26 protein-coding genes are annotated in these 26,547 nt (G+C 65.3%); 7 read left to right on the top strand and 19 right to left on the bottom strand.

Annotation, left to right across the window (positions count from 1 at the left end):
- Window positions 1–25 precede the first annotated feature (25 nt).
- The 3 genes from VCS63_RS13985 to VCS63_RS13975 are packed head-to-tail and all read right to left on the bottom strand — an operon-like array spanning window position 26 to window position 2,390.
- Window positions 26–988: a Bug family tripartite tricarboxylate transporter substrate binding protein gene (locus tag VCS63_RS13985; protein WP_112965555.1), complete on the bottom strand. Its 963-nt coding sequence runs from the start codon at window positions 986–988 to the stop codon at window positions 26–28.
- 53 nt (window positions 989–1,041) lie between these two features.
- Entirely contained in the window at window positions 1,042–1,671 is a 630-nt protein-coding gene (locus VCS63_RS13980; RefSeq protein ID WP_063961698.1) for a methyltransferase, read from the bottom strand.
- Window positions 1,672–1,676: 5 nt separating this feature from the next.
- Window positions 1,677–2,390, bottom strand: coding sequence for a PIG-L deacetylase family protein (locus tag VCS63_RS13975; RefSeq protein ID WP_042793561.1), 714 nt, complete (start codon window positions 2,388–2,390; stop codon window positions 1,677–1,679).
- 98 nt (window positions 2,391–2,488) lie between these two features.
- Between VCS63_RS13975 and VCS63_RS13970 the strand changes: the two genes are divergently transcribed.
- Window positions 2,489–3,202 (top strand): IclR family transcriptional regulator, encoded by a 714-nt coding sequence (locus VCS63_RS13970; RefSeq protein ID WP_042797041.1) that lies wholly within the window; start codon window positions 2,489–2,491, stop codon window positions 3,200–3,202.
- Window positions 3,203–3,265: 63 nt separating this feature from the next.
- On the opposite strand, the gene VCS63_RS13965 is transcribed toward VCS63_RS13970, so the two are convergent.
- From VCS63_RS13965 to VCS63_RS13915, 11 genes are all read right to left on the bottom strand, one after another.
- On the bottom strand, window positions 3,266–3,583 hold the full coding sequence (locus VCS63_RS13965) for a c-type cytochrome (RefSeq protein ID WP_372341543.1): 318 nt from the start codon (window positions 3,581–3,583) through the stop codon (window positions 3,266–3,268).
- A 23-nt stretch (window positions 3,584–3,606) separates the two neighbouring features.
- Window positions 3,607–4,869 carry a sulfite oxidase gene (locus tag VCS63_RS13960; RefSeq protein ID WP_323880097.1) on the bottom strand — a complete coding sequence of 421 codons (1,263 nt, stop codon included), beginning with the start codon at window positions 4,867–4,869 and terminating at the stop codon, window positions 3,607–3,609.
- A gap of 219 nt (window positions 4,870–5,088) precedes the next feature.
- Complete coding sequence (locus VCS63_RS13955; protein WP_042793554.1) at window positions 5,089–5,721, bottom strand: class I SAM-dependent methyltransferase; 633 nt, start codon at window positions 5,719–5,721, stop codon at window positions 5,089–5,091.
- Between the two features lie 183 nt (window positions 5,722–5,904).
- A complete protein-coding gene (locus VCS63_RS13950) occupies window positions 5,905–6,879 on the bottom strand; it encodes a Bug family tripartite tricarboxylate transporter substrate binding protein (protein WP_238913256.1) in 975 nt (324 codons plus the stop codon).
- 141 nt (window positions 6,880–7,020) lie between these two features.
- Window positions 7,021–7,818 carry a TetR/AcrR family transcriptional regulator gene (locus VCS63_RS13945; RefSeq protein WP_112965550.1) on the bottom strand — a complete coding sequence of 266 codons (798 nt, stop codon included), beginning with the start codon at window positions 7,816–7,818 and terminating at the stop codon, window positions 7,021–7,023.
- An 84-nt stretch (window positions 7,819–7,902) separates the two neighbouring features.
- On the bottom strand, window positions 7,903–8,352 hold the full coding sequence (locus VCS63_RS13940; RefSeq protein ID WP_149064573.1) for a thioesterase family protein: 450 nt from the start codon (window positions 8,350–8,352) through the stop codon (window positions 7,903–7,905).
- Window positions 8,349–9,506 (bottom strand): FAD-dependent monooxygenase, encoded by a 1,158-nt coding sequence (locus VCS63_RS13935; RefSeq protein WP_323880094.1) that lies wholly within the window; start codon window positions 9,504–9,506, stop codon window positions 8,349–8,351. Before VCS63_RS13935 ends, VCS63_RS13940 begins: the two co-directional genes overlap by 4 nt.
- Window positions 9,503–10,357, bottom strand: a complete 855-nt coding sequence (locus VCS63_RS13930; RefSeq protein WP_063961690.1) for a VOC family protein — start codon at window positions 10,355–10,357, stop codon at window positions 9,503–9,505. Before VCS63_RS13930 ends, VCS63_RS13935 begins: the two co-directional genes overlap by 4 nt.
- Window positions 10,354–12,057, bottom strand: a complete 1,704-nt coding sequence (locus VCS63_RS13925) for an AMP-binding protein (RefSeq protein WP_323880092.1) — start codon at window positions 12,055–12,057, stop codon at window positions 10,354–10,356. Before VCS63_RS13925 ends, VCS63_RS13930 begins: the two co-directional genes overlap by 4 nt.
- A gap of 48 nt (window positions 12,058–12,105) precedes the next feature.
- Window positions 12,106–13,356: an alpha/beta hydrolase gene (locus tag VCS63_RS13920; RefSeq protein ID WP_416379191.1), complete on the bottom strand. Its 1,251-nt coding sequence runs from the start codon at window positions 13,354–13,356 to the stop codon at window positions 12,106–12,108.
- Between the two features lie 156 nt (window positions 13,357–13,512).
- Window positions 13,513–15,975 carry a penicillin acylase family protein gene (locus tag VCS63_RS13915; RefSeq protein WP_088607679.1) on the bottom strand — a complete coding sequence of 821 codons (2,463 nt, stop codon included), beginning with the start codon at window positions 15,973–15,975 and terminating at the stop codon, window positions 13,513–13,515.
- 372 nt (window positions 15,976–16,347) lie between these two features.
- Between VCS63_RS13915 and VCS63_RS13910 the strand changes: the two genes are divergently transcribed.
- Together VCS63_RS13910 and VCS63_RS13905 are read left to right on the top strand one after the other, a co-directional pair.
- Window positions 16,348–16,755 (top strand): hypothetical protein, encoded by a 408-nt coding sequence (locus VCS63_RS13910; RefSeq protein WP_063640659.1) that lies wholly within the window; start codon window positions 16,348–16,350, stop codon window positions 16,753–16,755.
- Between the two features lie 9 nt (window positions 16,756–16,764).
- Window positions 16,765–16,986 (top strand): YMGG-like glycine zipper-containing protein, encoded by a 222-nt coding sequence (locus VCS63_RS13905; RefSeq protein WP_013393765.1) that lies wholly within the window; start codon window positions 16,765–16,767, stop codon window positions 16,984–16,986.
- A 52-nt stretch (window positions 16,987–17,038) separates the two neighbouring features.
- Here VCS63_RS13905 and VCS63_RS13900 read toward each other — a convergent pair whose 3' ends face one another.
- From VCS63_RS13900 to VCS63_RS13885, 4 genes are read right to left on the bottom strand one after another with little or no spacing between them, the layout of a single operon-like run.
- Window positions 17,039–17,851 carry an SDR family oxidoreductase gene (locus tag VCS63_RS13900; protein WP_082900652.1) on the bottom strand — a complete coding sequence of 271 codons (813 nt, stop codon included), beginning with the start codon at window positions 17,849–17,851 and terminating at the stop codon, window positions 17,039–17,041.
- 14 nt (window positions 17,852–17,865) lie between these two features.
- Window positions 17,866–18,606 (bottom strand): SDR family NAD(P)-dependent oxidoreductase, encoded by a 741-nt coding sequence (locus tag VCS63_RS13895; protein WP_223306472.1) that lies wholly within the window; start codon window positions 18,604–18,606, stop codon window positions 17,866–17,868.
- A 22-nt stretch (window positions 18,607–18,628) separates the two neighbouring features.
- A complete protein-coding gene (locus VCS63_RS13890; protein WP_323880325.1) occupies window positions 18,629–19,960 on the bottom strand; it encodes an MFS transporter in 1,332 nt (443 codons plus the stop codon).
- Window positions 19,961–19,982: 22 nt separating this feature from the next.
- Window positions 19,983–20,915, bottom strand: coding sequence for an alpha/beta hydrolase (locus VCS63_RS13885; protein WP_323880324.1), 933 nt, complete (start codon window positions 20,913–20,915; stop codon window positions 19,983–19,985).
- Window positions 20,916–21,087: 172 nt separating this feature from the next.
- Between VCS63_RS13885 and VCS63_RS13880 the strand changes: the two genes are divergently transcribed.
- The gene (locus VCS63_RS13880; protein WP_323880089.1) at window positions 21,088–21,990 is read left to right on the top strand and encodes a LysR family transcriptional regulator; all 903 of its coding nucleotides are present in this window, start codon (window positions 21,088–21,090) and stop codon (window positions 21,988–21,990) included.
- A gap of 33 nt (window positions 21,991–22,023) precedes the next feature.
- On the opposite strand, the gene VCS63_RS13875 is transcribed toward VCS63_RS13880, so the two are convergent.
- On the bottom strand, window positions 22,024–22,701 hold the full coding sequence (locus tag VCS63_RS13875; RefSeq protein WP_149064578.1) for a hydrolase: 678 nt from the start codon (window positions 22,699–22,701) through the stop codon (window positions 22,024–22,026).
- 369 nt (window positions 22,702–23,070) lie between these two features.
- Here VCS63_RS13875 and VCS63_RS13870 point away from each other — a divergent pair, with 369 nt between their 5' ends.
- From VCS63_RS13870 to VCS63_RS13860, 3 genes are all read left to right on the top strand, one after another.
- On the top strand, window positions 23,071–23,661 hold the full coding sequence (locus VCS63_RS13870) for a YceI family protein (protein ID WP_149064579.1): 591 nt from the start codon (window positions 23,071–23,073) through the stop codon (window positions 23,659–23,661).
- Window positions 23,662–23,841: 180 nt separating this feature from the next.
- Window positions 23,842–25,320 carry a hypothetical protein gene (locus VCS63_RS13865; protein ID WP_112965542.1) on the top strand — a complete coding sequence of 493 codons (1,479 nt, stop codon included), beginning with the start codon at window positions 23,842–23,844 and terminating at the stop codon, window positions 25,318–25,320.
- A gap of 129 nt (window positions 25,321–25,449) precedes the next feature.
- Window positions 25,450–26,469 carry a histone deacetylase family protein gene (locus tag VCS63_RS13860; RefSeq protein ID WP_063961684.1) on the top strand — a complete coding sequence of 340 codons (1,020 nt, stop codon included), beginning with the start codon at window positions 25,450–25,452 and terminating at the stop codon, window positions 26,467–26,469.
- Window positions 26,470–26,547: the final 78 nt, after the last annotated feature.

The raw sequence follows: 26,547 nt of genomic DNA, 5'->3' as shown, positions 1-26,547 counted from the left end.
GGACGCTGCGCCGATCTTTTTGCCTTTATTCGATCTCGATTCCCGCTTGCTCGATCAGCGCGGTCCATTGCTTGGTGTCCCGCTGCACGATCTCGGTCAGTCTCTCGGGCGAACTGGAAACGAACTCCACGCCCTGGGATTCGAACTTCTGGTTCAGCTCGGGATTTTTCAGCGTATCGATCACGGCCTGGTTCAGCTTGGCCAGAACGTCGGGCGGCGTGCCCGCCTTCGCGAACAAGCCATACCAGGTTGTGTACGACACTCCCGGCAACGTCTGCGATACCAGCGGAAGCTTGGCCGTATCGGCGCCCTTGCTCGGCGCACTCATGGCCAGCGCCTTGACCGACCCCTTGTCGATCATGGGCTTGAGCGACGGCATGCTGCTGAACAGCGCCTGTACCTGCCCGGACGCCAGGTCCGTCAGTACCTGGGACGTCCCCCGGTACGGCACGTGCACGACATCGACCTGGGCCTTGCTTTTGAAGAGTTCCATGCCCAGATGTGCCACGCCGCCTACGCCGGCCGAGCCGAAATTGACCTTGCCGGGATGGGCCCGGGCGTAGTCCACGAGCCCTTGGACCGAATCCACCGGCAATTTGGCGTTGACCACCAAGACATGCGGACTCTCGGTCAGCAGACTGATGGGCGCCAGCAGCTCCAGCACATTTTTGCCCTGCATGGCCTTGGACGGCACGGTCATGTTGCCCGACGCCGGCATCAGCAGCGTGTAGCCGTCCGCTTCGGCGCCCAATACCTGATTCAGGGCCGGCACGCCATGGCCGCCGCCGGCGTTCACCACCACCACCGGCTGACCCAGTTTGTCGCCGAACAATTTGGCGAATTCACGCCCGACCATATCCGCGGGGCCGCCGGCCGCGAACGGCACGACCATGCGGATGGGCCGCTCCGGGTACTCGGCGAGCGCTTGGGACATGGGCGCAAGACCCGCGACAAGGGCGATTGCGCCCAGGGTTTGCTTCAGCAACATTGTCTTCCTCCTGTAGTACGTAGTGCTGGATTCTTCTTCTGGACAGTGAAGCGCTAGCGCGCGGGCCCAATGTCCAGCGTGGCGCGGGCCAATGCGTCATCGAGCCAGGCAGGCCTGAGTTCGCCTCGCGCAATGGCAGCCATGCGAAGCGCTTCGGCTTTGCCCTTGGCCAACGCGGCGGCAATCAATCCATCGCTCTCGGCAGGGCCAAACACCACCAGGCCGTCGTCGTCCCCCAGGATCCAATCGCCCGGATTGACGGTGACACCACCGCACTGGATCGAACGGCCGACGCTGCCGCCGCCTGCCTTGTGCGGACCCGCTGGCGAAAGCGCCGCGGCGAACACCGGCAAGGCGCCCTCGCGCAGCTCGGCGGCATCGCGCATGGCGCCATCGACCACGACCCCGGCAATACCGGCGGCCGCAGCCTGCGCGCACATGATTCCGCCCATCACGGCACGATCCGCGTAGCCCTGGGCGTCCACCACAAGCACGTCGCCCGGCTGCGCCATCGCCAGCGCGGCATGGATCGCCAGGTTGTCGCCTGCCGGCACGGACACCGTCAGCGCCCGCCCTCGCAACAACCACCCTGCCCTTAACGGCTTGACGGCCGCGCGCATCACGCGGGCGCCTACATCGGCCAACAAGGTGCTGCAAAGCCCTTCGGTAAACACATCGGACATGACACTCACTCCATCAGGGCCGCAACGACGGCCGGGAAAATACTTTGGAAGGCCTCGCCATACCGCGTGCCGGCCGTCTTGCCTCGCCGGCCGGCCTGGGCGCCGCGTTGCAGCGCCACACGCTCGTAATAGGCCCAGAGGTTGCGCTGGGTCGGCATGGCCTGCATGGCGGCCCACTTGCGGTCCCAGACCTCGGTAATGTCGAGCAGCAAATTGGGCTTGAAGCCGCAAAGCTCGGTCTGGTGCGGCTCAAAGCACAGCACCTGGGGCGGCACCACGAAGTCGCCGCCATGCCCTGGCGCCATGGCCTGCATGCGCGCGCGCAATGCCATTTCAAACGTGCGGCAGTGATCCAGGTTGGACGGATCGTGCTCCGGGTGCGTCAGCACCACCGACGCCTGAATCCGGCGCAATGTGTCGGAAATGCGCCGTACCGAATCTGCCGAATCCGGCATCGGGTAGTCGCCCAGATCGTGAAAATCGAGCGAACTCACGCCCAGGATCTGCGCAGCGCTCTCGGCCTCGGCGCGCCGCAAGGCCTTTACGCCATCGCGCTGGGCGTCGCCCTGCCATGCCGCGTTGGACTCGCCGTTTTCGCCATAGCTCAGGCACACCAGGTGCACGTCCACGCCACGCTGCGCATGCAGCGCCATCGCGCCACCGCAACGCCACACGAAGTCGCCCACATGTGCCGTAACCACCAGCATCGAACTCGCCATTTCAATCTCCGAATTGGGAATGGCCTCATTATATTTTTATGAAATGACGTTGTATTTGGTACAATAAGTCAATAAATACGCAGCTTTTGGAGATTATGTTGAGTAACGACGGAGTGGTGGCGGTGGAACGCGCGCTAAGCGTGCTGGACTGTTTCCGCCCTGGCGCCGAGCATTTGGCGCTGGCGGATTTCGCGCAGCGCCTGCCGCTGCACAAGACCACGATCTTCCGCCTGCTCAATTCGTTGGCGCGTTGCGGCTACGTGGTGCGTGAAGCCGATGGCCGTTATGGGCTGGGGCCGCGCGTGCTGTTCCTTGCCCGGGTGTACGAGCGCGGCTTCGACCTGTCGGCCGTCGTGATGCCTATCCTGGAAAAGCTCTCGGCCGATACGGGAGAAAGCGCGGCCTACTACGTCGAAGGCGGCGAACCGGGCCAACGGCTATGTCTGTTCCGCCATCAACCACACGAAGGCTTGCACAGCCAGGTCATCGCCGGCAGCGTCATGCCGCCCGACAAATCTTCCACTGGCCAAGTGTTTGCAATCTGGGCGCAAGGCACGCAGCAACGTGCCGACACCAACCTGCCCATCTTTTCCTGCGGGGCGCGCGATCCCTACACGTCGTCGTGGTCCGTTCCCGTGATCGGGCAAGACGACTTGTTCGTCGGCGCGCTCACCGTCGCCGGGCCGTCCGAACGCTTGAAGACGGTCGACGCTGCGAGATTCGAAGCCCTGATACTCGACCGCGCCGACGAACTGTCGCGGCGACTCGGGGCGTCCACGGAAATGCGCGGCGTCCTGTATGGGCGGGGCTAGCAAGCCCCCTGCTCTTCCCTATTCAGGCTAGCTTGCGTGTCCGGGCATCACGCCCGAACGCGTTTACTGCTGCGCCCCGGTAGCCTTAGCCACGTAAGTCGACAAGACCTCGATTTCCTTGTCGGACAGTGTCGTGTAGGCCGGCATCTGGCCGATGCCATTGCGGATGGCCGTCTCGACGCGGGCGGCGTCGGGTTTGATTTCGTCGAGCTTGGGACCGATGGCGCCGCTGGTTTGCGCGTCATTCAGGGTGTGGCATAGCGCACAGGCTGGCGTCGCGCCGACGAACAGCGCGCGGCCCGCCTCCATGTCGGGGCCGGCCGCGCGCGCGGCGCCATACAGACTGGCGGCAGCCAAACCGATGCAAAACGCAATTTTCACAGGCAACGCCAGCATTCGTGCCGTCATGCCTTGACCGCCACGGCCACGGCGTGATCGCGCCAGCTGTTGTTGATGTAGCCCCCGGAATTCTGTGGACGGTCTTCTTCCTGCACCCGGCCTTCGGTGTCGGTTGCGCGGCTGACAAGCACATGTTCTCCGGCAGTCAGTTCCACCGGCAACGCGAACTGGCGCCACGCGTAGCGTCCGAGATCGGGACCGACCAGTTCGGCTTTTTGCCATTGTTTGCCGCCGTCGATCGACACCTCGACTTGCTTGATGGCATTGACGCCGCCGAAGGCCACGCCTTGCACCACGACACGCCCAGGCTTCAAGGTGGAGGCGGACGGACTGGGCGTATTGATCCACGACTTCACGCCCATGGCCCACACTGAGGGATGGCTGGGATCGCCTTTTTGGCCGGCAGGCGCCAGGCGGTAGCCCGTCTGCTGAATGGCGGCCGGGCTCTCTTTTTCGGTGAACGCCAGCCGCTTGATGTACTTGACGCTATTGACGCCCGTATAGCCCGGCACCACCAGGCGCAAGGGGCCGCCATGGGCCAGCGGTATCGGCTCGCCGTTCAACTCCCATGCGAGCAAGGCGTCCTGCATGGCCTCCTTGGGCACGGAACGTTCGACCATCACCATGTTCGGATCCAGGCCATCCGGCAGCTTTTCGCCCCCGGTGCCCGTCATGAACATGGCCGCAGCCGTCAATCCGCCGCAATGTTCAACCAGCGCGCTCACCGGCACGCCGCTCCAGATCACGCAGCCGGCGGCGCCGACCTGCCAGGGGGTACCGCTGGGCTTGTTGGGAAAATAGCCGCGGCCGTTGCCCGAACACTGCAAAACCATCGCCAGCGTCTGCAAGCCCATCGTCTTCAGTTGGGCCAGGCTCAGCGACATGGGTTTGGCCACGCCCGCGATCTCGATCATCCAGGCGTCGCGATCGGCCACGATCGCTTCGTCGGGCGGCGGCAGGTTGTTGCGTACGTAAAGTTGGCGCAACGGCGTGACCACGCCGCTGCCGAATGCCTCGCGACGGGTTTCGATGGTATTGGCGCTATGCACGATCATCGCCTCGGGCTGCTTCCAGGCCGCATAGGCAGGCAGCGGTTTGGCGGCGGACGCCGAAGCGGGTGCCGAAGCGGGTGCCGGTGCGGCGGCGCCAGGCGCGGTCTTGGGCTCCGCGGCCTGCACCGCGCGCCCCAGGCTGGCGGCGGCCAGGGCGCTTGCGCCGCCGGCAAGAAGGCGTCGGCGCGCCGCGCTCTCGATCAGGGATGAACGCATTGCAGTCTCCTCGTTGGGGTCTCGAATCGTGGGTGTTCCGAAACCCTGCCGGCCTGCAACGACGTGGCTGTATACCCCGCGCGCACACGTGTTTCAAGCCGCCAATAGTTATGACTGCGATGTTGGTTGAGCGCCCTTTACGTGTCAATTAGTTATTTGCAATACGTCGCCCTAACCCATTTGGATAGGCCGAACGTCGCGGGATGCGAGCGGCGCGCCTCAAGCTTGGCGGCCCAGGCTGTAGACCGACGCCGGCGGCAGATTCAGTGGAACAAAGCCGACTTTGCGCGCCCGCAGCCCGCAAGCGTCCAGCACGCTCGTGGATATCGGGCATTTCACGCCATAGGTGAACAGCGCCATCGAACCGTCCGCCGGCAAGGCATCGAACACCGCCGACAGCAATTGATGATGAAGGGCCTTGCTCATGTTGCGCAGCGGTAGCCCGCAGATCGCGGCGCCGATGCCATCCAGTTCCGGGTGGCGGTGTCGTGACAGATCCTGGGCTGGCACCTGAAGCACCGCAGCTTCCGGGAACTGCCTCCTCAAGCTCGAACTCATGGCCGAATCCTGCTCGACCAACACCAGGCTGGCGGGGTCCAGGCCCCTGCGCAACATTTCTCGTGTGAAGACGCCCGTGCCGCAGCCCAGTTCCAGGACCTTGCCGGCGGATGGCGGAATGCAGGCGGTGATAGCGGCAGCCAAGGCCGGACCGGACGGCGCCACCGCGCCGATGGCGGTGGGATTGGACAATAGCGCCCTGACGAACTGCGTGCGCTCCTGCAACCAGCCCATTGCGGTACGGGCTGCAGGCTTGCGCGGAACAATGGTTTTGTAGGGATGAGAAGAATGCATGGGGCCTCAGTCTCCTGGATCGGGAATTCCGTGCGACCCGCAAACCTTAACTGCGCCAGGTGGCGCGCGCCCGCAACCGTCGGTAAGCACCCTTGTCAATTAAGCCATGCGCCCGCAGTCCGCCGCGCCCGCGCGGCCCGGCAGCCGGACAACTCAGGTTGCATAACGCTTCCTGCCCATCCCCTATTCCGCCTTGACGTGCGCGGTCGAAATCACGTTGCCCCATTTCGCCTTTTCGTCCCGGACGAACGCACTGGCCTGCGCCCGGCTTTGCGGCATGACGAAGGTACCCAGGTCGGCCAGACGGCTTTGCACCTCAGGCTCCTCCAGCGCTTTGTTGATGGCGGTATGCAAGGTGTCCAGGACGGGCGCGGGCGTCCCCTTGGGCGCAAAGACGGCGAACCAGCCGGATGTCACCATGCCGGGCAAGGTCTCCTTGACCAGCGGAATGCTCTCGAAGCCCGGCAGTTTCCGGTCGGCGCTCATCGCAACCGGCACGAGCTTGCCTGCGCGCACCAGGGGCACCAGCGGCGCGACGCCGTCGATGTAGACCGGGATGTCGCCCTTGATCAGGGCCTGCAGCGCCTGCGACGTGCCGCTGAAGCTGACCTGGCGGAATTCGCGGCTGCCCAATTGCCCGATCAGGTACACCGACAGGTTGGGAATCGAGCCCCGCGTCGGGCTGCCTATCACCAGATCCGACGCCTCGCCCCCCTGGGCCGCCGCGATCAGGTCGGCCACGGAACGGTAAGGCGTGCCTGGCGTCGTGACCAGCATCATGGGTGTGTAGGCCAGCGTGGCCACGACTTCGGTATCGCGCTCGATGTCGAACTTGGCGGCCTGGTACAGGAACGGCGTGGTGACCGCGGCAGCCGCGTGGAACATGGCCAGCGTGTAGCCATCCGGATCGGCGCGGGTCAATGCATTCATGCCGATGATGCCGTTGCCGCCGGGCCGGTTCTCGACGATGACCTGGTGCCCCCACTGCCGGCCCAGCCGGTCGGCGATCAGCCGCGTGATGATGTCCGGGGCGCTGCCCGCAGCCGTGGGCGCGATAATCCTGACCGGCTTGTCGGGAAACGGCTGGGCCCCCGCGGCGCCCAAGACGGTGCAACCCAGAACCATGGCCAATCCCGTCAGCCAGCGTCGTGCTTTCATGATGTCTCCTTATCTGGCCTTGGGCTGCGCGATGCGCGCGGCGGCCTATTAATTGCCACACTATCAATTAAATATAGATTTAATTGATAGACTGTTAAATAAGGGTTTACACCACGAATCGACGCGGACGCGCGTCGGGAATCAGGCCGGCTTGCGCGGGGCTGTCTTGCGCCTGGGTGGCGCCTTGGCGGCGGGGTCCGCCGCCCATTGCGCAATGCCGTCCAGCAAGATCCCCAGGCCGGCCTCAAAAGCCAGTTCGGTGTTCAGGCTGGAAAATGCGTCGCTGACGTAGCGCGCGCCCGGATAGCGGTCAGCCGGCATCGCATCGAGCCTGCTGCGTATGAAATCGCGATGATAGACAGGCAGTTGCTTGGACGCCTCGGCCCGGCTGCTGGCCACCAGGAACTGCGCCAGCAGGTGGTACGCCAAGGCCACCTGCTCCGCCGAAAAGCCGCCTTGCATGAAGGCCGTGGTCACGTGGTTGAAGAACGCCGCGCCGAAGTCGGTTTCGCCGGACTCGACGTCCTGGAACAAGCGAAAACGGTTGTGGGATGCCACATAGGTACTGACGCCGGGATTCTCCACCGCATAGTTCAGGCTGACCCGCGCGATGGTTTCAATATCTGCGCGCCAGTTGCCGGTCAGCGGCGGCATGCGCGCCAGGCGTTCCCGGTAATAGTTGTTGAGTACGCCCGATATCAGCTTGTCGCGCCCGCCCAGGTAATAGTGGATCAAGCCCGGGGCAACGCCGAAGTCCCTGGCCAACTGCACCATGGATATCTGTTCCAGCGAGGTCTCGCGCGCGAGCGCGATCGCGCGTTCGATGATGGTGGCCCGGCTGAGCGTGGCCTGGTCATTGATCGGCGACTCGACCCGGGGCGGACGGCCGCGCTTGCGCGGCGCGGCATCGCTGGCGGCGGGCTTTTTTGTGGCGGGCATATCGACACTCTGGGGAAGCTGGATGACCGGGGCATCCTAAGGTTTTATTGCCCCCCTGGCAAATAACCCGCCGATCCTTGCGCCTCAGCCCCCTTGCGCCTGCGCGCCATGCCGCAACAGCACCGCGCGCAAGGAGGCGGGAACCGCCGTGCCGACGCGCGCATCCAGCCGCACGCAGATGGGAGAAAACACCGCCGAGAAAACCGGACTGCCGTCGGGACGGGTGGCGCGCACCTGGATATCGAAGGAACGCGTGCGTAGCGCCCCCACGCTGCATGCGATGTGGACGACATCGCCCGGCCAGAGCGTGCCGGTGAAATCAAACGACATGCCCCGGCACGGCGTGCCTACGCCGTGCGCTTCGCCCAGCCGCCTCCCCTCGCCCAGATGCTCGGTATAGAGTCCCACCGCGCCCAGCAGATAGTCCGTGAAGCGCCCCGTGTAGACCACGCCGGCGGGGTCGCAATCCCCCCACCGCGCCTCCCGGCGGACCACGAACGGTTCCGTGCTCAAGATCATCTCGGTTGCTTTCATGGCTGCCCCTCGCACTCGGCCGGAATCAGCCCCGCTGCCTCGAAGTCCCGCACCAGAGCCGGGTACTGCTCGCGCAGGCGGCCGACATCGACCCGGCCGGTCCTCGTCATGAAACGGAATACGAATTCGTGGGGGCCATATTGGTCCATCCAGTCCCGGATGCGCTCGTACCAGTTGAAGGAAGCCTCCGAAGCGCCGATCAGCTTCTGCTTCTGGGGCTGCCGCCTGCGGCGATAGTCGTCCAGCGCTTGGGGGATGTTGTCCGGCGAGGCATTCAATGCATCGGCCAGGGCGATAGCGTCCTCCATGGCGATACGCGTGCCCGATCCGATGGAAAAATGCGCGCTGCTGAGCGCATCGCCGATCAGCACGCGGTTGCCGACATGCCAGTTGCGCGCGCGTATGACCGGAAACTGCCGCCAGTTGGAGTGGTTGGAGACCAAGGCCTGCCCGTCCAGCTCCGGCGCGAACACCTGTTCGAACAGGTGCTGCCGTTCGTCGGCGCTCATTTGCTCCATGCCCAGGTCCTGCCAACTGCGATGGTCGCACTCCGCGACAAAGGTGCTCATGGAAGCCGAGTACGGATAGTAGTGCGCAACGAAGTAGCCGGCGCCGTGCTTGCGGAACACCAGGCTCGGATGCGGAAAGGCTTTCTCGACGCCGTACCAGGCGAAATGATTCGTGAGGCTATGCCGTTGCACGTCGAACGCGACTTCATCGTTGTCGCGCAATCGCGAGTTGATGCCGTCCGCGCCGACGACGACATCCGCGTCCAGGGCCAGGAAATCCTCGATGCGCTGCTCATAGCGCACGTCCACGCCCAGGCGCCTGGCATGAACACCCAGGATGCGCAGCAATTCGATGCGCGGTATTGCGCCCCCGCTGCCCGGACGCTGCACCGTGATCGGCGTCTCGTTCGAGACAATGACCTGCCGGTCGCTGAAGCGCATGGCGCCCGTCAGCGCATCGAACACCTCCGGCGAGGCGTCGCGCAGCCGATCCAGCCCCTTGTCGGCCATGACCACGCCGAAACCGAACGTGGCATCTGCGCGATTCTGTTCATATACGGTGACCTCCGCCGCGGGCTGGTGCTGCTTGAGCAGGATGGCGAGGAACAGGCCAGAGGGCCCGCCTCCGATAATGGCGGCTTTCATGCTTGCTCCAGCGGCTCGATGGCCAGGACATCCATGTCGAACTGCGCGATCCGGCCGTTCAGCCCCCCTGTCAGCGCCCCGTACCAGACGGCCGGCTTGAAGCCCAGTTCCTTGCGCTGAAAGCGCAGTCCCGGGTTCCCCACGATGCGTACGTAACCGTTGCCCGCGGCCTGGGTCGCGTATCCCGAGGTGGCGGTGGCGGCGTCCAGCAAGGCTTTGAACTCTGGCACGTCCAGCACGTAGATGGCCGCTTTGTCCCGTACTTGCCCGCCCAGGGCGGCGCCCTTCGCCTGCCATACCGGCTCGATGCCATGAAATCCTTCCTCTTCCAGCGCCATCGCCGCTTCAAGGGTGTTCTGCGCGTCCTGTCCGTCTTCCGCGCTGAAGGGCCGCACCTGCCAGGTGATTTCGATGGGATAGCCGTTGGGATCATTGAAGTAGATGGACTCAATCACCTCATGGCGGATCTGATAGCGCAATGGAATTCCCACCGCCTCCACCCGGGCGCGCCACTGCAGCAATTCGGCCTCGCTGTCGACGCGCCAGGCGGTGTGCGTGGCGCGGTCCTGGTAATGGTCGGTCGGCACCAGGCGGTCCGGTCGCTGCGTGCCGATGTAGTAGAAGAAGGCGATGGTGCTGCCGTTGCCGCTATCGAAAAAGAAGTGCAGGAAATCCGGATGGTTCTGGGGGCCCCAACCCTTGGCGGAAATCGCGTGCACCAGCGGCAGGCCCAGCAGATCGCGATAGAAACGCACGGTTTCCGACAATTTCCAGGTCGGCCTGGCGGTGTGGTGCACGCCATGCAGCCGTACGGACGGGGGGGCAGAAACTTCAGGCAGGGAAGGATTCATTTGGCTGGGTCTCCATGCAGGTGCTGGCCGCGTTCGGCCTCTAACGTTGCCGCGATCGCGCTGCGCAGCGCCTTTTTGCTCAGTTTTCCGGATGCGGAAAGGGGGAATTCGTCCACGACTTCAAGGCGTTCCGGCCACTTGAACTTGGCCAGCCCGACCTCCTGCAGATAGCTGCAGACCGTGGGCAGCGTCAGCGTTGCGCCCGGCGCGCGGGGAATGACGAAGGCGCACACGCGCTCCCCGTACATGGGATCCGGCATGCCCACCACGGCCGAGGTCAGGATGGCCGGGTGCCCGTTGAGCACGTTTTCCACTTCCTCGGCATTGATCTTTTCGCCCCCGCGGTCCACCACGTCCTTAATGCGCCCGCAGAAGTAGTAGTAGCGCCGGCCGTCGTGCACTTCGCAGCGCATCAGGTCGCCGGACCGGTAGAAGCCGTCGGGCGTGAAGCGGCCTGCGTCCTCAGCTTCCGACTTGTAGTAGCCGCGTATGGTGTACGGCCCCCGGAAGAGCGCTTCGCCGGTTTCTCCATCGGGCACCTCGGCATCGGTGCCCGGCGTCACGATCCTGACCTCGTCATAGGCGGAAACGGGCCTGCCGACCGAGCTTTCAAGCACGCTTGCGCTGTCGCCTTCCTTGGCGAACATGATCACGCCTTCGGTCATGCCGAAAATATGAAAGGCCGGCGATCCGGTAGTCCGGGCCAAACCCGCCGCATTGCGCGGAGTGATGAAGCGGCGGCGCGCTTTTTCGATGTCGCCGGCACGGCTGAGCTCCGGCAGGATGCGCGTCAGGATCGGGCCCGCCACCCCGAACCACGTTGGACGATACGTCCGCACCAGGCCCTGCAAAGTGGCTTCGTCCAGACTGCGGCACACGGTGACTTGCGCGCCGCTCAGGAGGAACGGCCCAAAAAAGCACCCCATGTTCAGGTTGTGCATGTAGGGCGTGGGGAAGAACAGCACGTCCTCGCAGGTGTAGCGGTTCCAGGCCGCCACGGCCCGCATGTTGTAGAGGTATTCCGATTGAAAGCGCGGAATGATCTTGGGCACGCCGGTCGTCCCGCCCGAAAGCTGGAACACGGCGACCTGAAAGGGATGCATCTCGACTTGTGCAAGGCGGGCGCGGGCGGCGGCCAGCGGCGTGGCCGCTATCAGGCCGTCTAGGGTGACGGCGCCTTCCCTGGCCTGTCCGCGCGCCTGCAGCACGTACTCCAGCGTGGGCACGTATTGCCGCATACCTTGCGCAAAAGCCACGTCGTCGAACTTCGGATCGTCACCCTGGACCACGTGCAGCCGCGCTTGCGCCAGGTTCCCCAGGTATTCGATCTCCAGCCTGCGAAACGCCTGCAGGGAGCAGATGGGAATGATCCCCGCCTTCAGGCAGGCACAGAACGCCACCAGCAGTTCGTGGCTGTTGCCGCACTGGAATATCGCCCGGTCCAGCGGACGCAGCCCCAGCTCCAGCAACGCCGCGCCCAACCTGTCGCTGCGTTCATCCAGCTCTCGGTAGGTGTAGTGGGCGTCCGGTCCTACCAGCGCCAGCCGGTCCGCATGAGCGGCGAACGCGTCGCGTAAACCGCCCGCCAGGGTTTCCCCGGTCAGTACGCCCTGCCTCACATAGCCGCGCAGCCGGTCTTCGTCCGGGTAGCGCACGCCCTGCAGGCGCTCTGCCGGCAAGATGCTTTCCAAACTCGTCATTGATTCATCCTCTTGCGCCCGTAACGGGCGTGTCCCCTGCCTGCGTATTCAGAAATGCGCGCGCAGCCATTCTTCCAGGTGCGCGGAAGCAATGGTCCTGCCCGCGGGTTCATCCTTGGCCAGCGCCATGCCGTGATGGTTGCCGCGCACCCGCACGTGTGTCTTGGCCTGGGTGCCGAGCTGGCCGAAGATCGCGGCGATGTCGGCCGGGAACGTGCATTGGTCGCCCGTGTACTCGATCAGCAGCGTCGGCTGGCGCACCGCGGGCAGAGTCTGTTCCAACGACGCGTTGGACGACAGGCCCGACCAGGTCGACAGCCAGGACTCCGGAGTCACAACCCGCGCAAAGCCCACGCTACCCCAGTTGGACACGAAGGGATCCTTGCCCCAGAGCGACCCGGTCTTGCGGTCCGAGGGATCCAGCGTGACGTCCCACGCACGCGGATCGGCGTCCGTGCGCCACACGTTGAAAATCGGCGCGAATGCGGCCTGCTGCCGGTCCAAGGGGTGCTGCGAGCCCGCCTTGACCTTGGCGCGGGCCTCCTGCTTGCGGGCCAGCAGCGTATGCGCGTGCCGGTCGATCCGCCGGACGCGCTCGATCTGCGCCGCCCGGTATTTGTCGAGGAACGCGGGGTCATACCGCGCCTGGCCCGTCTGCGCGTCATAGCCGTTCTCAGCGGAGAACGGATCCAGCGCCGGATCGGAGCGCATCGGATCGCCTTCGTCCAGGACCGAGGGATCCAGGCCCGCCATGAGCAGCCTGCCCTGCCCCGGATGCGGCGACAGCAGCACCAGGCCATCCACGATGGGCATATCCAGTTCCGCAAGCCTGGTGGGCCGGCCTGCCGGCGTCTTGGCGATGCGCGCCTCCGGCGCCAAAAGCGACTGCTGGTTGTAAAGCGCATACAGCCCGGCGCCCCCGGAATTGCCCAGGAGCACAATGCGCGCATAGTCCAGGTCGCGCAGATGCTTCATGCCCGCGGCCACGTCGAACAGCGCGATCTCATGTTCCAGCCGCAAGTCGTTGCCGATGGAGCGCGGGCCCTGCACCCAGCAGGCGCACCCCGCGTCCAGCACCGCCGGCACCATGTAGTGCGTGACGGACATTTCGCGCGGGTGCATCAAGGACACCACGGTCCGTTCCTTGCCCGTCGCCGTGAACAGGAAGCCCAACGTGCGCTGCCCGTCGGCCGTGGCCAACGCGTAGGGCACGACCTTGTAGGGCCGCCGCATCAACTCCGCGTCCCAGGACGCGCCCCGCATGCCTGCCGTCACTGCGGCAATGTCCTTCTCCGCCACGAGCATCTCCCAATAATTAACACCCAGGTAAATAATTTATGAATTATTTGCCTGGGTGTCAATTAATTATTGATGCTCGACCGGCTTTGGGGGGGGGTGTTCCCGGCAAGCGCTCAGTGCGAGCGATTGCCGGACCCGATCCCCGCCCCCTGCCCTTTAGCGCTGGACCGGACGCAGGTTCAGCGTATCGGCTTTTTCGCTATCCACCTTGGCGCGGCTGAAGGCCATGGGGAAATATTCGCCCGTGGCCCAGTCCTTGAGCAGGTTCTTGTAGTACGGACTGCGCGGATCGGCGGACTGCCCGGGCACGTTCTGCACGCGCGAGTTGTCCCAGTCGGCCACGTCGATCACCTGCCGGTACGACGAACCGCTGATCTGGCGGAAGTCGCTGGCCCGGAAGGTGGCGCGGTGCACGGTGTCGTTGTCTCCGCTGACCGGATAGCGCGGCGTGCCGTAGGCCTTGGCGGTGGCTTCGGGCAGCAGGCTGGCCAGACTGTGCTCGAACTGGATGTGGTGCAGCTTGCCCCACTGCCATTGCGAAGCGTCCGGTCCCAGCTTGGCGCGCAGCTTCTGCATGCCATCGTTCAGGGCCTGGAGCAACAAGGCGTCGCGGCCCTGCTGCGGCTGCGGGCCGAAGGCGCTGTCCGGGTTCGCCAGCTTCTCCAGCGTCTTGGCCGTCGACAGGTTGCCAAAAGCCGCTCGGCCGTTGGCTGGCACGTAGAGTTCAGACACCCGCTTGACCACTTCGGGCAGCCAGAACTCATAGACCGTGGCCGCGCGCGACTCCGTTTCGACGCGCGCGTCCCAGTCCTTCAACAGGCTCAGCGCCTGCGACGTTCCGGGGTCGGCCGAGTTGAGCGACTTCGCGTAGCCGGTCAGCGTGCGCGCAGGGATGGACAAGTTGTCGTACTGCAGGGCCTGCGAGCTCTGCACCGTCTGGCCCTTGCTGTCGGCAAGCACCTCGCGAATGCGCTGCACGCGATAAGGCTCGGCCCAGGTGCGGGCGGACATTTCCTTGTAGCGGTAATCGGCCGGCAGGTTGTATTCGTTGGCGGTGGCCACATAGCCCTCGGGAGGGTTGTAGGCCCGAGGCAAGGCGTTGCCCGGCAGGAAACCACGCCATTCGAAGTCGCCATTGCCGGGCACGGGCAGCATGCCGGACCAGTCGGCCCGCGGGCGTATCGGCGCGATGCTGCCGCCGAACCAGCCGATGTTGCCATCGACATCCGCGTAGACCATGTTCTCGCTGGGCGTGTAGTGCTTTTCCATGCCGGCGACGAACTCATTCCAGTTCTGCGCCTGGTTCAGCCGCAGGCTGGCCAGATAGGCCGCGGTGCCCGGAAACTCCAGGTAGGCCGCGCGCAAGGCGTAGGCCTTGTGCCGCACCGGGTCCACGTGGATCACCGGGCCGTGGCGCGTGAACTTCAGTTGACGCACCGCGGCAGCCTGTCCGCGCACCGGGATCGATTCGTCGACCTGCCGCATCTTTTCCCAGCGGCCCTGGTAGCGGTACTCATCGGGCCTGGCCGGGTTGGTGTCGTAGACGTACAGGTCTTCCTCGTCGCCGAAGGCAAAGATCGTCAGCCCGAAGGCGATGCGGTCGTTATGCCCCATGGATACGCCGGGCAGTGCGGGTTCGCCCGCGCCAATCACGTTCCAGCCCGGCGCGTTCAGGTGCACCATGTAGCGCAGCGACGGCATGGTGATGGACCGGTGCGGGTCGCCCGCGAGGATGGGCTTGCCGGTGGCCGTGTGCTGGCCGCCTATGGTCCAGTTATTGCTTTCGTACCGGGTTGCCATGGGATCGAAGGCGGGATCCAGCGACGCCAGCATGTTGGCCGACAGATCACGCGCGAGCTGCTCGCGTTCGGCTGCCGCGAGCGGGCTGCGCGGGAAATCCGCCGCCACGAACTTCTGCCCGTTGCGCGCCAGGTTGTAGTCGGCCAGGACAGTGCTGTCGATCTGGCGCACGTCCAGACCGGCCGGCACCTGCAGGGCCAGGGGTGGCTCGAACGTGCTGAGTCCCTGCACGGCATTCAGTCCCAGCGCGGCGACCCGCTGCGCCATCCGGACCTCTTCGCTGAGGTTGCGCGTCAGGCCGTAGATGCGGATAAGTGAAGTCTCGGGACTCCAATAGCCCGGCTCGGTGCCGGTCAGCTTGAACTCGGGCGGCATCTGCTCCGGATTTGCCTTGACCCAGTCGACATAGGCATTGATGCCTGCCGCAAAGGACGTGAGGATGGCCTTGCCTTGGGGATGGTAGCTGGCGAATTCGGCCTGCATGTCGCCGCGGTAGAGGAAGAGCCGCGCCGCGCGATCCTGCTCGACAAACCGCGGGCCGAACTGTTCCGCCATCTTGCCCTCGCCCTGCCGGCGCCACAGGTCCAGCTGCCACAAACGGTCGCGCGCGGCGCTGAAGCCCTGCGCGAAGAACAGGTCATCCTGGTTCTGCGCATAGATATGGGACACCCCATGCCGATCCCGCACGATTTCCACCGGCTGGGACAGCCCTTTCATATCGACGGTTTCTTTCTTGCCTCCGGGCGACGCGCAGCCTGCCAGCACTGCAACGAGCCCGCTCGCCAAGAATGCCGCGGCCCTGCGTTTGAACGTACGCATTGACTCCTCCTCGGGTTTATCTGTCTTCTATCTGCCTGCCGGCATCGAGGGGGCCATGCCGCTCGACGCGACAGTCAGGGCGGCAAACGCCCTCGCAATATGTACAGCTAAATCACGGAGTCGGCGAACGCTGTTTCATTTGATCAGGCTTGCCAGAATCGGTAACGTGTTTACGGGCGCTCCAATATGCCGCCATGCAAAGTGCAGCCCCGCATGCCGTGGGAAGCAACAAGCGCCCCGGCGTGGCCCCTTGCGCAAGCATGCGTTCAAGCCTAAATTGGTCTGGTCGCCGTCGCTCTCACCAAGAGCGCGCTGCGCGAATGGCGTCATTGGGTTGTTTTTCTATCTTTTGTTCCTCCAAGGAGCGATGCGATGAAAGTGAAACACCTGTTTGGTCCGGCAGCGCTCGCGCTGTCGTTGCTGGTCGCCGCGCCGGTGGTGGCCGCGCCGTCAGATCCGGCGCCCATCATCACCGGCAAGCAATGGACTGAGTCCGACGCAAACCTGAAAAAGGCCTACCTGCTTGGCATGGCGAACCTCATCCAGGTAGAGCAAGCCTATCAGCAACGCCGCGCCCCGGCGGACAACCAGACGCTGATCCCCCGCTTCGCCAAGGGCCTGCAAAGCCATACGCTCGACTCCGTGCGCGAAAGCCTGGATAGCTGGTATGCAGCCAACCCGACCAGGATGGACCGCCCCGTGGTTGAAACGCTCTGGTTCGAAATCGTCGCGCCAGCCGCTCCCGCTACTCCCGCCGCTCCCGCCAAGCGCGCCCGTTAGGAGACCGCCATGAAAGTCATCCGATCGATCGCCATAGGCCTCATGATGGGGTCGCTGGTTGCCTGCACCAACATGAGTTCCAAGCAACAAGGCACCCTGTCAGGCGCCGCCATCGGCGCCGCAGCGGGCGCCGGCATTGCCGCCATCGCGGGCGGCAGCGGCTGGACCGGCGCGGCCATCGGCGCCGCCGCCGGCGGCATCGCCGGCAACATATACGGCGATAAGCACTGAACCGGGCGCCCCGGCGCCTGTCCCGGTCCCGGGCCTACGCCCGGGACCGCGGCTACAGATTGCCGGTGGACTTGCCGATCCGCCAGTAAACGCCCCCGCCTGTCATCCCGCCGTCGACCGGCAGGTCGGCGCCGGTGATGAACGACGCCTCGGGCCCCAGCAAAAACATCACCGCCGCCGCGATCTCGTCGGCCTCCGCGCCCCGTGAAAGCGGCGTGGCGTCGCGGTTGCCTTCATAGAACAGCCGCGCCCGCGCAGCGTCATGCACGGCATTGGGCTGCATGATCATCGGCGTTTCCACAAGCCCCGGGCATACCGTGTTGACGCGGATACCCCGCCCGGCCAGCTCCAGCGACGCCGCCCGCGTCAGACCCCGCAAGGCCCACTTGCTGGCGGTGTACGCCGCGCTGAAGTACCCGGTGAGCCCGGCCGTCGACGAAGTGTTGACGATAGCGGCGCCCTCCGGCATCAGGCCGGCCAGGTTGCGGATCGCGAGAAACGGCCCGTCCAGGTTGATATCCAGCAGGCGCCGCCATTCGGCGTGGGTAGTTTCAGTCACCGTCTTGCGCAAGGTCACGCCCGCGTTGTTGACCAGGCCATAGAGCGGCACACCCGCCTGCTCGATTTCGACCGCAAGCGCAGCCCAATCGGACTCAAGGGCCACGTCCGCCACGCGGCTATGCAAGCGCCCGGCATGCTCTCCCGCGGCCGCGCGCAGCGCAGCCCAACTGGCATCGTCTTGCGGCAACACGTCCAGGGCATAGACGGTCGCACCTGCTTGCAACAAGCGTAGCGCCTCGGCCGCGCCTTGCCCTCTGGCCGCGCCCGTGACGACCGCCGCCTTTCCCGCCCAGTAAGAATCCATGCCGTTCCCGTTCATCATGTCTTGGAGACTCCGCCGTCAGCCATCAGCACATGGCCAGTGACGTAGCTCGACGCCTGCGAGGCCAGGTACAGCGCCGCATCGGCAATCTCGGCAGGTTGGCCGACGCGCCGCACCGGCAGGCGCTCGACGTACTCGGCGTAGGTGGCGGCATCGCCGTGCATCCAGCTGCTCATCGGCGTTTCGATGAACCCCGGCGCGATCGCGTTCACGCGCAGTCCCTTGGGGCTCCATTCCAGCGCCAGGCACTGCGTCAGGTGCGCCACGCCGGCCTTGGCCGCCGCGTAGTCGGCGCAATTCGGGCGCGGCTTGACGCCCGCATAGCTCGACAGGTTGATGATGGCGCCGCTGCCTTGCGCGATCATGTGCCGCGCGGCCGCCTGCGCGCCGAAGAACGTGCCCTTGAGATTGATGTCGATCGTGCGTTGCCAGGCGGCCTCGTCCAGCTCCATGGCCGGCGCCCGCGCCATGAAGCCCGCGTTGTTGATCCACACATCCAGCGCCCCGTACCGCGCCGCCACGGCGTCGGCCAGATCGCGCACGGCCTGCGCGTGCGTCACATCCAGCTTTCGGCAATCGGCATTCACGCCGGAGAGGGCCTCAAGGTCCAGGTCGGTGGCGACGACGGTCGCTCCCTGCTGGCTGAACGCCGCCGCCATGGCGCGTCCAATCCCGCCCCCGGCGCCGGTAACGACCACGATTTTCCCTGCCAGATCCGGATAATTCATTTTGCTCATGTGATGTTGGATAGATTGAAGTTCAGTTGTATGCAGCGCGCTTGGCGCCTTGCTTCGCGGCAGCCGTGGCTGCATCTTCGCCCGGCAGTCGGATGTCGTTCAGGTCCATGCCGGCCGTTTCCTTGATCAGGAATGCGCCTGCGAAGGCCATCAACCCCAATGCCCCTACGTAGGCCGTGTAGACCCAGTCCAGCCCCTGGGCTCCCAGCCAGGCGTTGATGTAGGGAGCCGTGCCGCCGAAGATCGCGACCGACAGCGACGAGATGAATCCCACGCCCATGGCGCGCGCGCCGGTAGGCACCTGTTCCGCCACCACCGCCGGGAAGATCGCCGCCAAGAGCGCCCAGACCAGCAGTCCGATCAACTGGCCCACGAATAGCGTCCAAGGTTGGTCGGTCACGATGTGCGATACCGGAAACACCGCCAGCGCCACGCCCAGGCCAAATGCCATGACCATGGGCTTGCGGCCGTAGCGGTCCGCCAGCCAGCCGCAAACCGGCAGCCACAGCAGGCACAGCAGTTGCGCGGTCAGGCTGGCCGTGTAGGCGCCCGACGGATCCATGCCCTTGGTCGCGATGGCCGTGGCCGGCGCGAACGTGACCCAGGTGTAGTACGTGGCATTGGAGGCGGCGGCGATCATCACGATGTTGCGCGCGATCTTCAACGCTTGGCGCGTCGTGATCTTCGGCGCGCCGCCCTGCTCCGTCCTGTGCTCGAACACCTCACTCTCGCTGGCGCTGCGGCGCAGGAACAGCGCGTAGACGCCCAGCAAGGCGCCCACGCCAAAGCCCACGCGCCAGCCCCAGGCCTCCATCGCCGGCTTGCCCAGCCAGGAGGTCAACAACGCCGCCAGCGCGGTCGCCGCCATGACGCCGATGGTGACGCTGACGAAGACCGAGCTGGACCAGAGCCCGCGCCTGGCCGGCGGCGCGATCTCCGCCACGTAGGTATAGGCCACGCCAGACTCGCCGCCGTGCGCCAGGCCCTGCATCAGGCGGCAAACGAACAGCAGCACCGATGCCAGCACCCCGGCCTGTTCGTACGTAGGCAGCAGCGCGATCGCCAGGCTGGTCAAGGCCAGCAGGCACATCGTCAGGACCAGCGTGAACTTGCGGCCGTAGCGATCGCCGATGCGGCCGAACAGCCATCCGCCGACGGGCCGCGCGAGGAATCCGCCAGCGAAGACGGCCAGGGTCGCCAGCAGCGCCGACCCCCGATCGGAGGGATCGAACAGGTTCATGGCCAGATACGCGGAGAACGTGCCGTACAAGGTCCAGTCGAACCACTCCAGGGCATTGCCTACGGCCGCCGCCCGCAGCGAAGCCTGGCGGCGCTGGCGGTTCTGTGTCTCCATCATTTTTGTCGTTGTCATTTTCTTATTCCTGGGTGTCCCGGCCGAGGTGCTGCGCGAACCAGTTGGCCGCTGCGCTGCTGGTGCGTTCGAAGTGCTCCGTGTAGACCGAGTAATGGCCGCCCGGCAGCAAGAGGAGTTGCTTGGGCTGGTGCGCAGCATTGAACGCGTCCTGCTGCAGATCGGCGGGCGTCAAGCCGTCGCCCGTCGCGACAATCATCAAAAGAGGCGTGGGCGCGATGCGCCGGACATACATGCCCGGCTCATAGGCCCGCGCCAACTCCAGCGACCGCAACGTGACTTCATTGACCCAGGTCGGGCAGCGGCGCGCTTCTCCGGTCATGTAGTTGTAGGAGTCCGGACCCGGATAGGCGACTGGCGCATCGGGGTCGGCGTCGACCATGCGCAGCGTCGCCGGCGGCTGGCCTGCGTCGCGCGCCTCGCGGTCGGCTTCGAACGCTGCTTGCAGCGCCAGCGCCTTGTCATAGCGCACGCGCCGTTGCGCCGCAGAAAACCCGCTGGTGGTGGGGACCTGGCTGACCACGCATTTGACCCGCCGGTCGATGGCGGCGACCGTCAGCGCGTGGCCGCCGCTGTAGCTGCTACCCCAGATGCCGATGCGCTCGCGGTCCACTTCCGGACGCCGGCGCAAATAGGAAATGGCCGACCGGAAGTCGTGGATCTGCCGCTGCGGGTCGATCTCCTGGCGGGGCATGCCCTCGCTGCGACCCAAGTTGCGGAAGTCAAAGGTCAACGCGGCCAGACCCCGGGCGACCACTGCCGCGGCATAGTCTTCCAGATCGCCGCCCGCCACCATGGACCAGCCATGCGCCAGCACCACCGCGCCCACCGGCTCGGCAGTGTTCGCCGGCAAGTAGAAGGTGCCGCGGATCAGGTCCCCCTCCACGCTGAATTCAATCGGTTCTGCCGATCCTTTCGGGACCGTATCTTCTGGCAATGATGCATTCACGCCTGTCTCCTTATTGCTCATTTATGAGCTAATATTTTGTGAACAGGTCGAATTCTGCCCATCGGGCCTGTCGCGAACAAGCGCTATTATTCGCACCATCAATCGGCATTAACGATTGATAAAGAAACACGAGCTTGCGCCCCAAAGGTGTCCCGGAGCTATGGATCTACGCCAATTCGATTGCTTTCTGGCCGTTGCGGACAAGCTGCATTTCGGCCGCGCCGCGGAGGCGCTGCACATGAGCCAATCCTCCGTCTCGGAGGCGGTCAAGGCGCTGGAACGGACGCTGGGCGGCCCCTTGTTCGAGCGCAGCAGCCGCCGGGTCGCCCTGACGCCGCTGGGGGAAACCTTGAAGCTGGGCGCGGGGCCCGCCGTGATCATGCTGAAAGCCGCGCTGGATGACTGCAAACGTCAGGCCGCGGGCAAGCCGCGCCATCTGCGCATCGGGTTCCTGGGGGGCGGCTTCTATGAGCTGTACCGCCCTCTGGTCACCGAATTCAAGGCGGCCCACCCCAACGTGGAACTGGAGTTCCTGGAGCTCACCTATGTCACCCACTACGCCGCGGTCGCCGACGGGTCCGTCGACGTAGCGTTCTGCCGCCTGCCGCTGGGCGCGGATGGACTGTGCCATGGGCCTATCGTGTTGCGGGACCAGCGCATGCTGTGCGTTCCCCACGATCACCCGTTCGCCGCGGCGACGCTGCTGGATCCGGAATTGCTGGCCGAGGAGCGGCTGGTGCGCATGCTGCCCGGCTCGGTCAACCAGGAATGGCAGGATTACCACTTTCCCCGCCACACCCCCAAGGGCAAGCCCATTGGCGACGGCCCGGTGGTGCGCACGATCCGCGAAGGAATCGCGGCCGTGAATACGCGCCAGGGCCTGCTGATGCTGACCAAGCGCGCCGCCAGCTACTACGCGACGCCCGAGATTGCTTTCGTGGAGATAGACCTGCCCGCCATGCCGTCGGCCCTGGTGCGGCGGGTGGACGACCACCGGCCCATACTCCAGGAACTGGAGGCCCTGCTGCTACGCATCGCCGAGCGCCATGGCGTGGCGGCCTGAGCCGGCGGCCTGATCCGGCCGCCGACCGCCGGATCAGCGCTGCGAATCCAGCACCTCGTTGTGCTTCACCACGTCCTGCGCCTTGGCGTAGCTTTCGATCAGCAACTGATAGGCGGGGAACACCTTGGTGTAGACCTCGGCCCACTGCATGGCATCTTCACGATTCCAGGTCTTTTGCAACTCCGACGCCACGGCGGCGGTATCCATCGGCACCACGCCTGCCTGCACCACGCGCGCCAGCGTGATTTCCTGTGCCATCTTGGTATAGGTGCCTGAAGCGTCGATGACCGCGAATACCTTGTAGCCGTCAGCCACCGCGCTGATGGCGGGGAACGCCATGCACACGCTGGTGATGGTGCCAGCGATGATCAGCGTCTTGCGGCCGGTCGCCTTCACCGCGGCGACAAATTCGGGATTGTCCCAGGCATTGATTTCGCCCTTGCGAGCGACGTATTGCGCATGGGGCGCGTTGGCGTGGATTTCCGGAATCAGCGGGCCGTTCGGACCTTGCGGCACGGACGCCGTGGTGATGACCGGCATCTTGGCCAGCGTCGCCATCGAGGCCAGGGCGCCGGCGCGGGCCCGCAGTTCGGGCATGGGCATGTCGCCCACGGTCTGGAACAGGCCGCTCTGGTGGTCGATCAGCAACATGACGGCGTCGTCGGCGTTGATGACGGGACGTTGGCCGTTGAAGTTGGCGGGTGCAGACATGGTGTTCTCCTAGATTGAAAGTCGGCGGCGTTGTGCCGAATCAGAAGCCTTATGGCTGCACAAATAATAAAAATGGAACAAAATTGGCGGAAGATCGATTTTTTGCTATCAGAGTTCTATTTTTAGAACAAAACACCCTTCAGCGGGAGTTACGACCAGAGTGGCGCGGGACGGCACAGGCACCTTGGACGTTGCCCTCCCCAAAATGGAAAACCATGACATCCCGATCACCGATTGGCCACTGGTGCCGCACTGTCCCATTCTTTAAGCTTGTCGGACGTTTTCAGCATCCGCTGAACTCCGGCACCGGAACCGGCGGGCGCGGCTTCTGGGTCCAACGGTGCCGCAACACACGAGAGAGAGAACTCAATGAAGCACGCCTACGCAGCATTTCTTGCCACAACATTCCTGGCCCTGAGCACCCTGCCGACCCACGCCGCCCCCGTGGACTACCAGATCGATCCCGAGCACACGGAAATCGTGGTCACCTGGAGCCACCTGGGCTATTCCAATCCCACGGCTCATGCGGGCGGCGTGACTGGCGTGCTCAGCTATGACGCCGCCCAACCCGCAAAATCGTCGGTCACCTTGAGCGTGCCCGTGCCGCGCCTGACGTCGCACGTGCCCAAGCTGGACGAAATGCTGCAAGGCACCGATTTCTTCCAGGCAACCAAGTACCCGGATATCCAATTCAAGAGCACCTCGGTAGCCGACCAGGGAGATGGGAATCTGCGCATCAGCGGCATTCTGCGCATCAAGAACATCGAAAAACCCGTGGTGCTGCAAGCGCGCAAGAACCGGCAAGGCATGCATCCCATGGCGCAGCGGCCAGCCATCGGCTTTGACGCCACGACTGTTCTCAAGCGCAGCGACTTCGGCGTCGACGCATTTGCACCGGACGTAAGCGACGAGGTGCAACTGCGCATCACCGTCGAAGCGGTGGCCAACGCCGCGCATTGAGGCACCAAACCTATTTGCATAGGCATACGGGCGTGTCGGGCGCGATGACAGGACCGGGGGCACCGCGCCATCTGCAAGACCCTGCAATCGGGCAGGCATGGACCGGTGGGCATGCGCTCTCGGCATACACTGCTACGCGCGACGCCACGCCCCGGATCCTCCCATGCAGATGTTCAATCCATGATGTACCTCCTGTGGTCCCTACCCGCGCTTGCGGTCATCGGCGCCATCGCCAGCGGGCGCTTGAACACCACGGCCGCAGCCGTCCTCGGCCTGCTCGCCGCCGCGCCCATAGCGCTGCTCACGGCGCCCGTTCCCTACACCGCAAGCCTGCTCGGGCTGGCCCTGGAACGCGGACTCTGGATAGGCTGGATCATCACGCCCTACATCCTCGGCGGGCTATTGTTCTGGAACATGGCCGCGCAAACCCGCGCGCCACGGCAAGCCGCGGACAGCGGCAAGTCCGCATTGGCCCATCCCTTGGCGCGCCGCCGACTGCTGTTCTTCGCCTGCTTCCTCGTGGGGCCGTTCGCCGAATCGGCAACCGGCTTCGGCGTGGGCATGCTGGGAACGGTGCTGCTGATCCGCCCGCTGGACCTGAAGCCGCGCGAAACCATGGTGTTCGCGCTGTTGAGCCAGACCCTGATCCCGTGGGGTGCGATGGGCAGCGGCACGCTGCTGGCCTCCGCTTACGCACGCGTCCCGGCATCGCAGCTGGCCCTGTACAGCATGGTGCCGGTGGCCCTGCTGATGGTGCTGTGGCTGCTGCTCTACTGGCGCACCGCGCGGCGCGCGGGCCTCAAGGCCGCGCCGTCGGAACATGCGCGCGAGGCCGCCTGGATGATCGCGAGCCTGGCCGCGCTCACCGCCGCAACCGCGCTGCTGGGACCGGAGACCGCATTGCTCTCTGCCTACGGCCCGCTCATCGTGCTGCGCTACTTGCTGGACCGCCGCCCGGACCGGCTCCGCATGGCCGCCGCGGCACGCACGGCCTTGCCCTACATCGTCATGATTGCCTGGTTGGTGGCCACCCGGTTGCTCCCCGACCTGAACCACGGCTTGACCAGACTGGCCGCGTTCAATCCGTTTGCGGACCTGCCCGGCTGGATGCCGTTCCTGCATGCCGGCAGTTGGCTGATCGTCGGGGCCGTGCTGATGGCAGCCGCAAGCCGGCAACGCGGCCTGCTCCAGACACAGGCGCGCGCGGCCTGGAGCACCGGGCGCCATGCGGTCTATTCGGTGTTCCTGTTCGCCATGATGGCCGAAGTGCTCGCCGGGGCCGGCATCTCGCAAGCCTACGCGGACGGCCTGTTCGCTGCCCTGCAAGACTGGACCATCCTGATCACGCCCGTGCTGGCCGGCGTGTTCGGCATACTGGCCAATAGCGGCAACGCGCCCAACAGCCTGTTCATGCCTGCGCAACTCTCGCTGGCCCTGAACGCCGGCATGAGCGTGCCGGCCGCGGCGGCGCTGCTGCACGTGTCCGGCACGTCGATGGGAATATTCTCGCCCGTGCGGATGTCGATCGCCGCGGGCCTGGCCCATGGCCGCGGCGAAGAACGCGGCGTGTACGCGCAGTTGCTGCCTTTTGCGCTGGCGGCGTTCGGCGTGCTGCTGTGCCTGGCGGTGTTGGTGGTTATGACGGGCGCCCGGCCCTGAGCGCCGCGCGGAAATGGCAGCCGGCGGCTTTCGTTCCAGGCGCGGCCGACGTATAACGTCGTCTTGGTCTCCTTCCAGGCCGGCGCGCCAGGGCGCGCGCGCCCTCAACCCAACCAGGTGTCATTCCGCATGAAGGCATACTTCCACGACGACCAGAAGCTGCACCATCCGCAGACCTATTTCTCGCGCGGCAAGATGCGCACGCCACAGGAAGTGCCCTCGCGCCTGGACGCGCTGGCGCAGGCCGCGCGCAACCTCGGCTTCGCGGTGCAGGCGCCATCCGACCAGGGCGCAGGCGCGATTTCGGCGGTCCACACGCTGGATTACCTGCGCTTTCTGCAAGGCGCGCACGCCGCCTGGAAAAAGCTGCCCGAAGACTGGGGCGACGAGGTCGTCTCCAATGTCTTCGTGCGTGAACCCAATGCCCTGCGCGGCGTGCTGGCCCAGGCCGCGCGATACCTGGCCGATGGCAGTTGCCCGGTAGGACCGCATACCTGGCATTCGGCCTACTGGTCGGCGCAATGCGCCATAGCGGGGGCCGACGCGCTGCTGGCGGGCGACCGCCACGCCTATGCCATCTGCCGTCCGCCGGGCCACCATGCCCGGCGCGACGCGGCGGGAGGCTTCTGCTACCTGAACAATGCGGCCATCGCCGCGCAGCGCCTGATATCACGCTTTCCGCGCGTGGCCATTCTGGACACGGACATGCATCATGGCCAGGGTATCCAGGAAATCTTCTACGAACGCAGCGACGTGCTGTACGTATCCATCCATGGCGACCCCGAGAACTTCTATCCCGTGGTCGCCGGCTATGAGGACGAGCGCGGCGCCGGCGCCGGCTATGGGTACAACATCAACCTGCCCATGCCGCACGGCTCGCCGGAATCCGTGTTCTTCGACAAGCTGGGAGAGGCGCGCCGCGCCATCGAACTTTTCCAGCCCGATGCCCTGGTGCTGTCCCTGGGTTTCGACATCTTCGAAAAAGATCCCCAAGCCATGGTCGCGGTCAGCGAAAACGGCTTCGAGCGGCTGGGCCGCGAAGTCGGCGGCCTCGCGCTACCGACCTTGATCGTGCAGGAAGGCGGCTACTACATCGAAGGCCTGGAGTCGAACGCCTCGCGCTTCTTCGGCGGACTGGCCTCGGCCTGATCCCGTTCTGATTCCGTTCCTGGCCGGCACCCTTCGGGCGCCTGCCGGGCGTTGTGCCGGCCGGCGCCCTGATCTGCG

The sequence above is a fragment of the Achromobacter sp. D10 genome (assembly GCF_035282245.1).
Classification (GTDB): Bacteria; Pseudomonadota; Gammaproteobacteria; order Burkholderiales; family Burkholderiaceae_B; genus Achromobacter; species Achromobacter insolitus.
The sequence above is the reverse complement of the archived record's forward strand: the minus strand, read 5'-3'. Positions and strand labels throughout refer to the sequence as shown.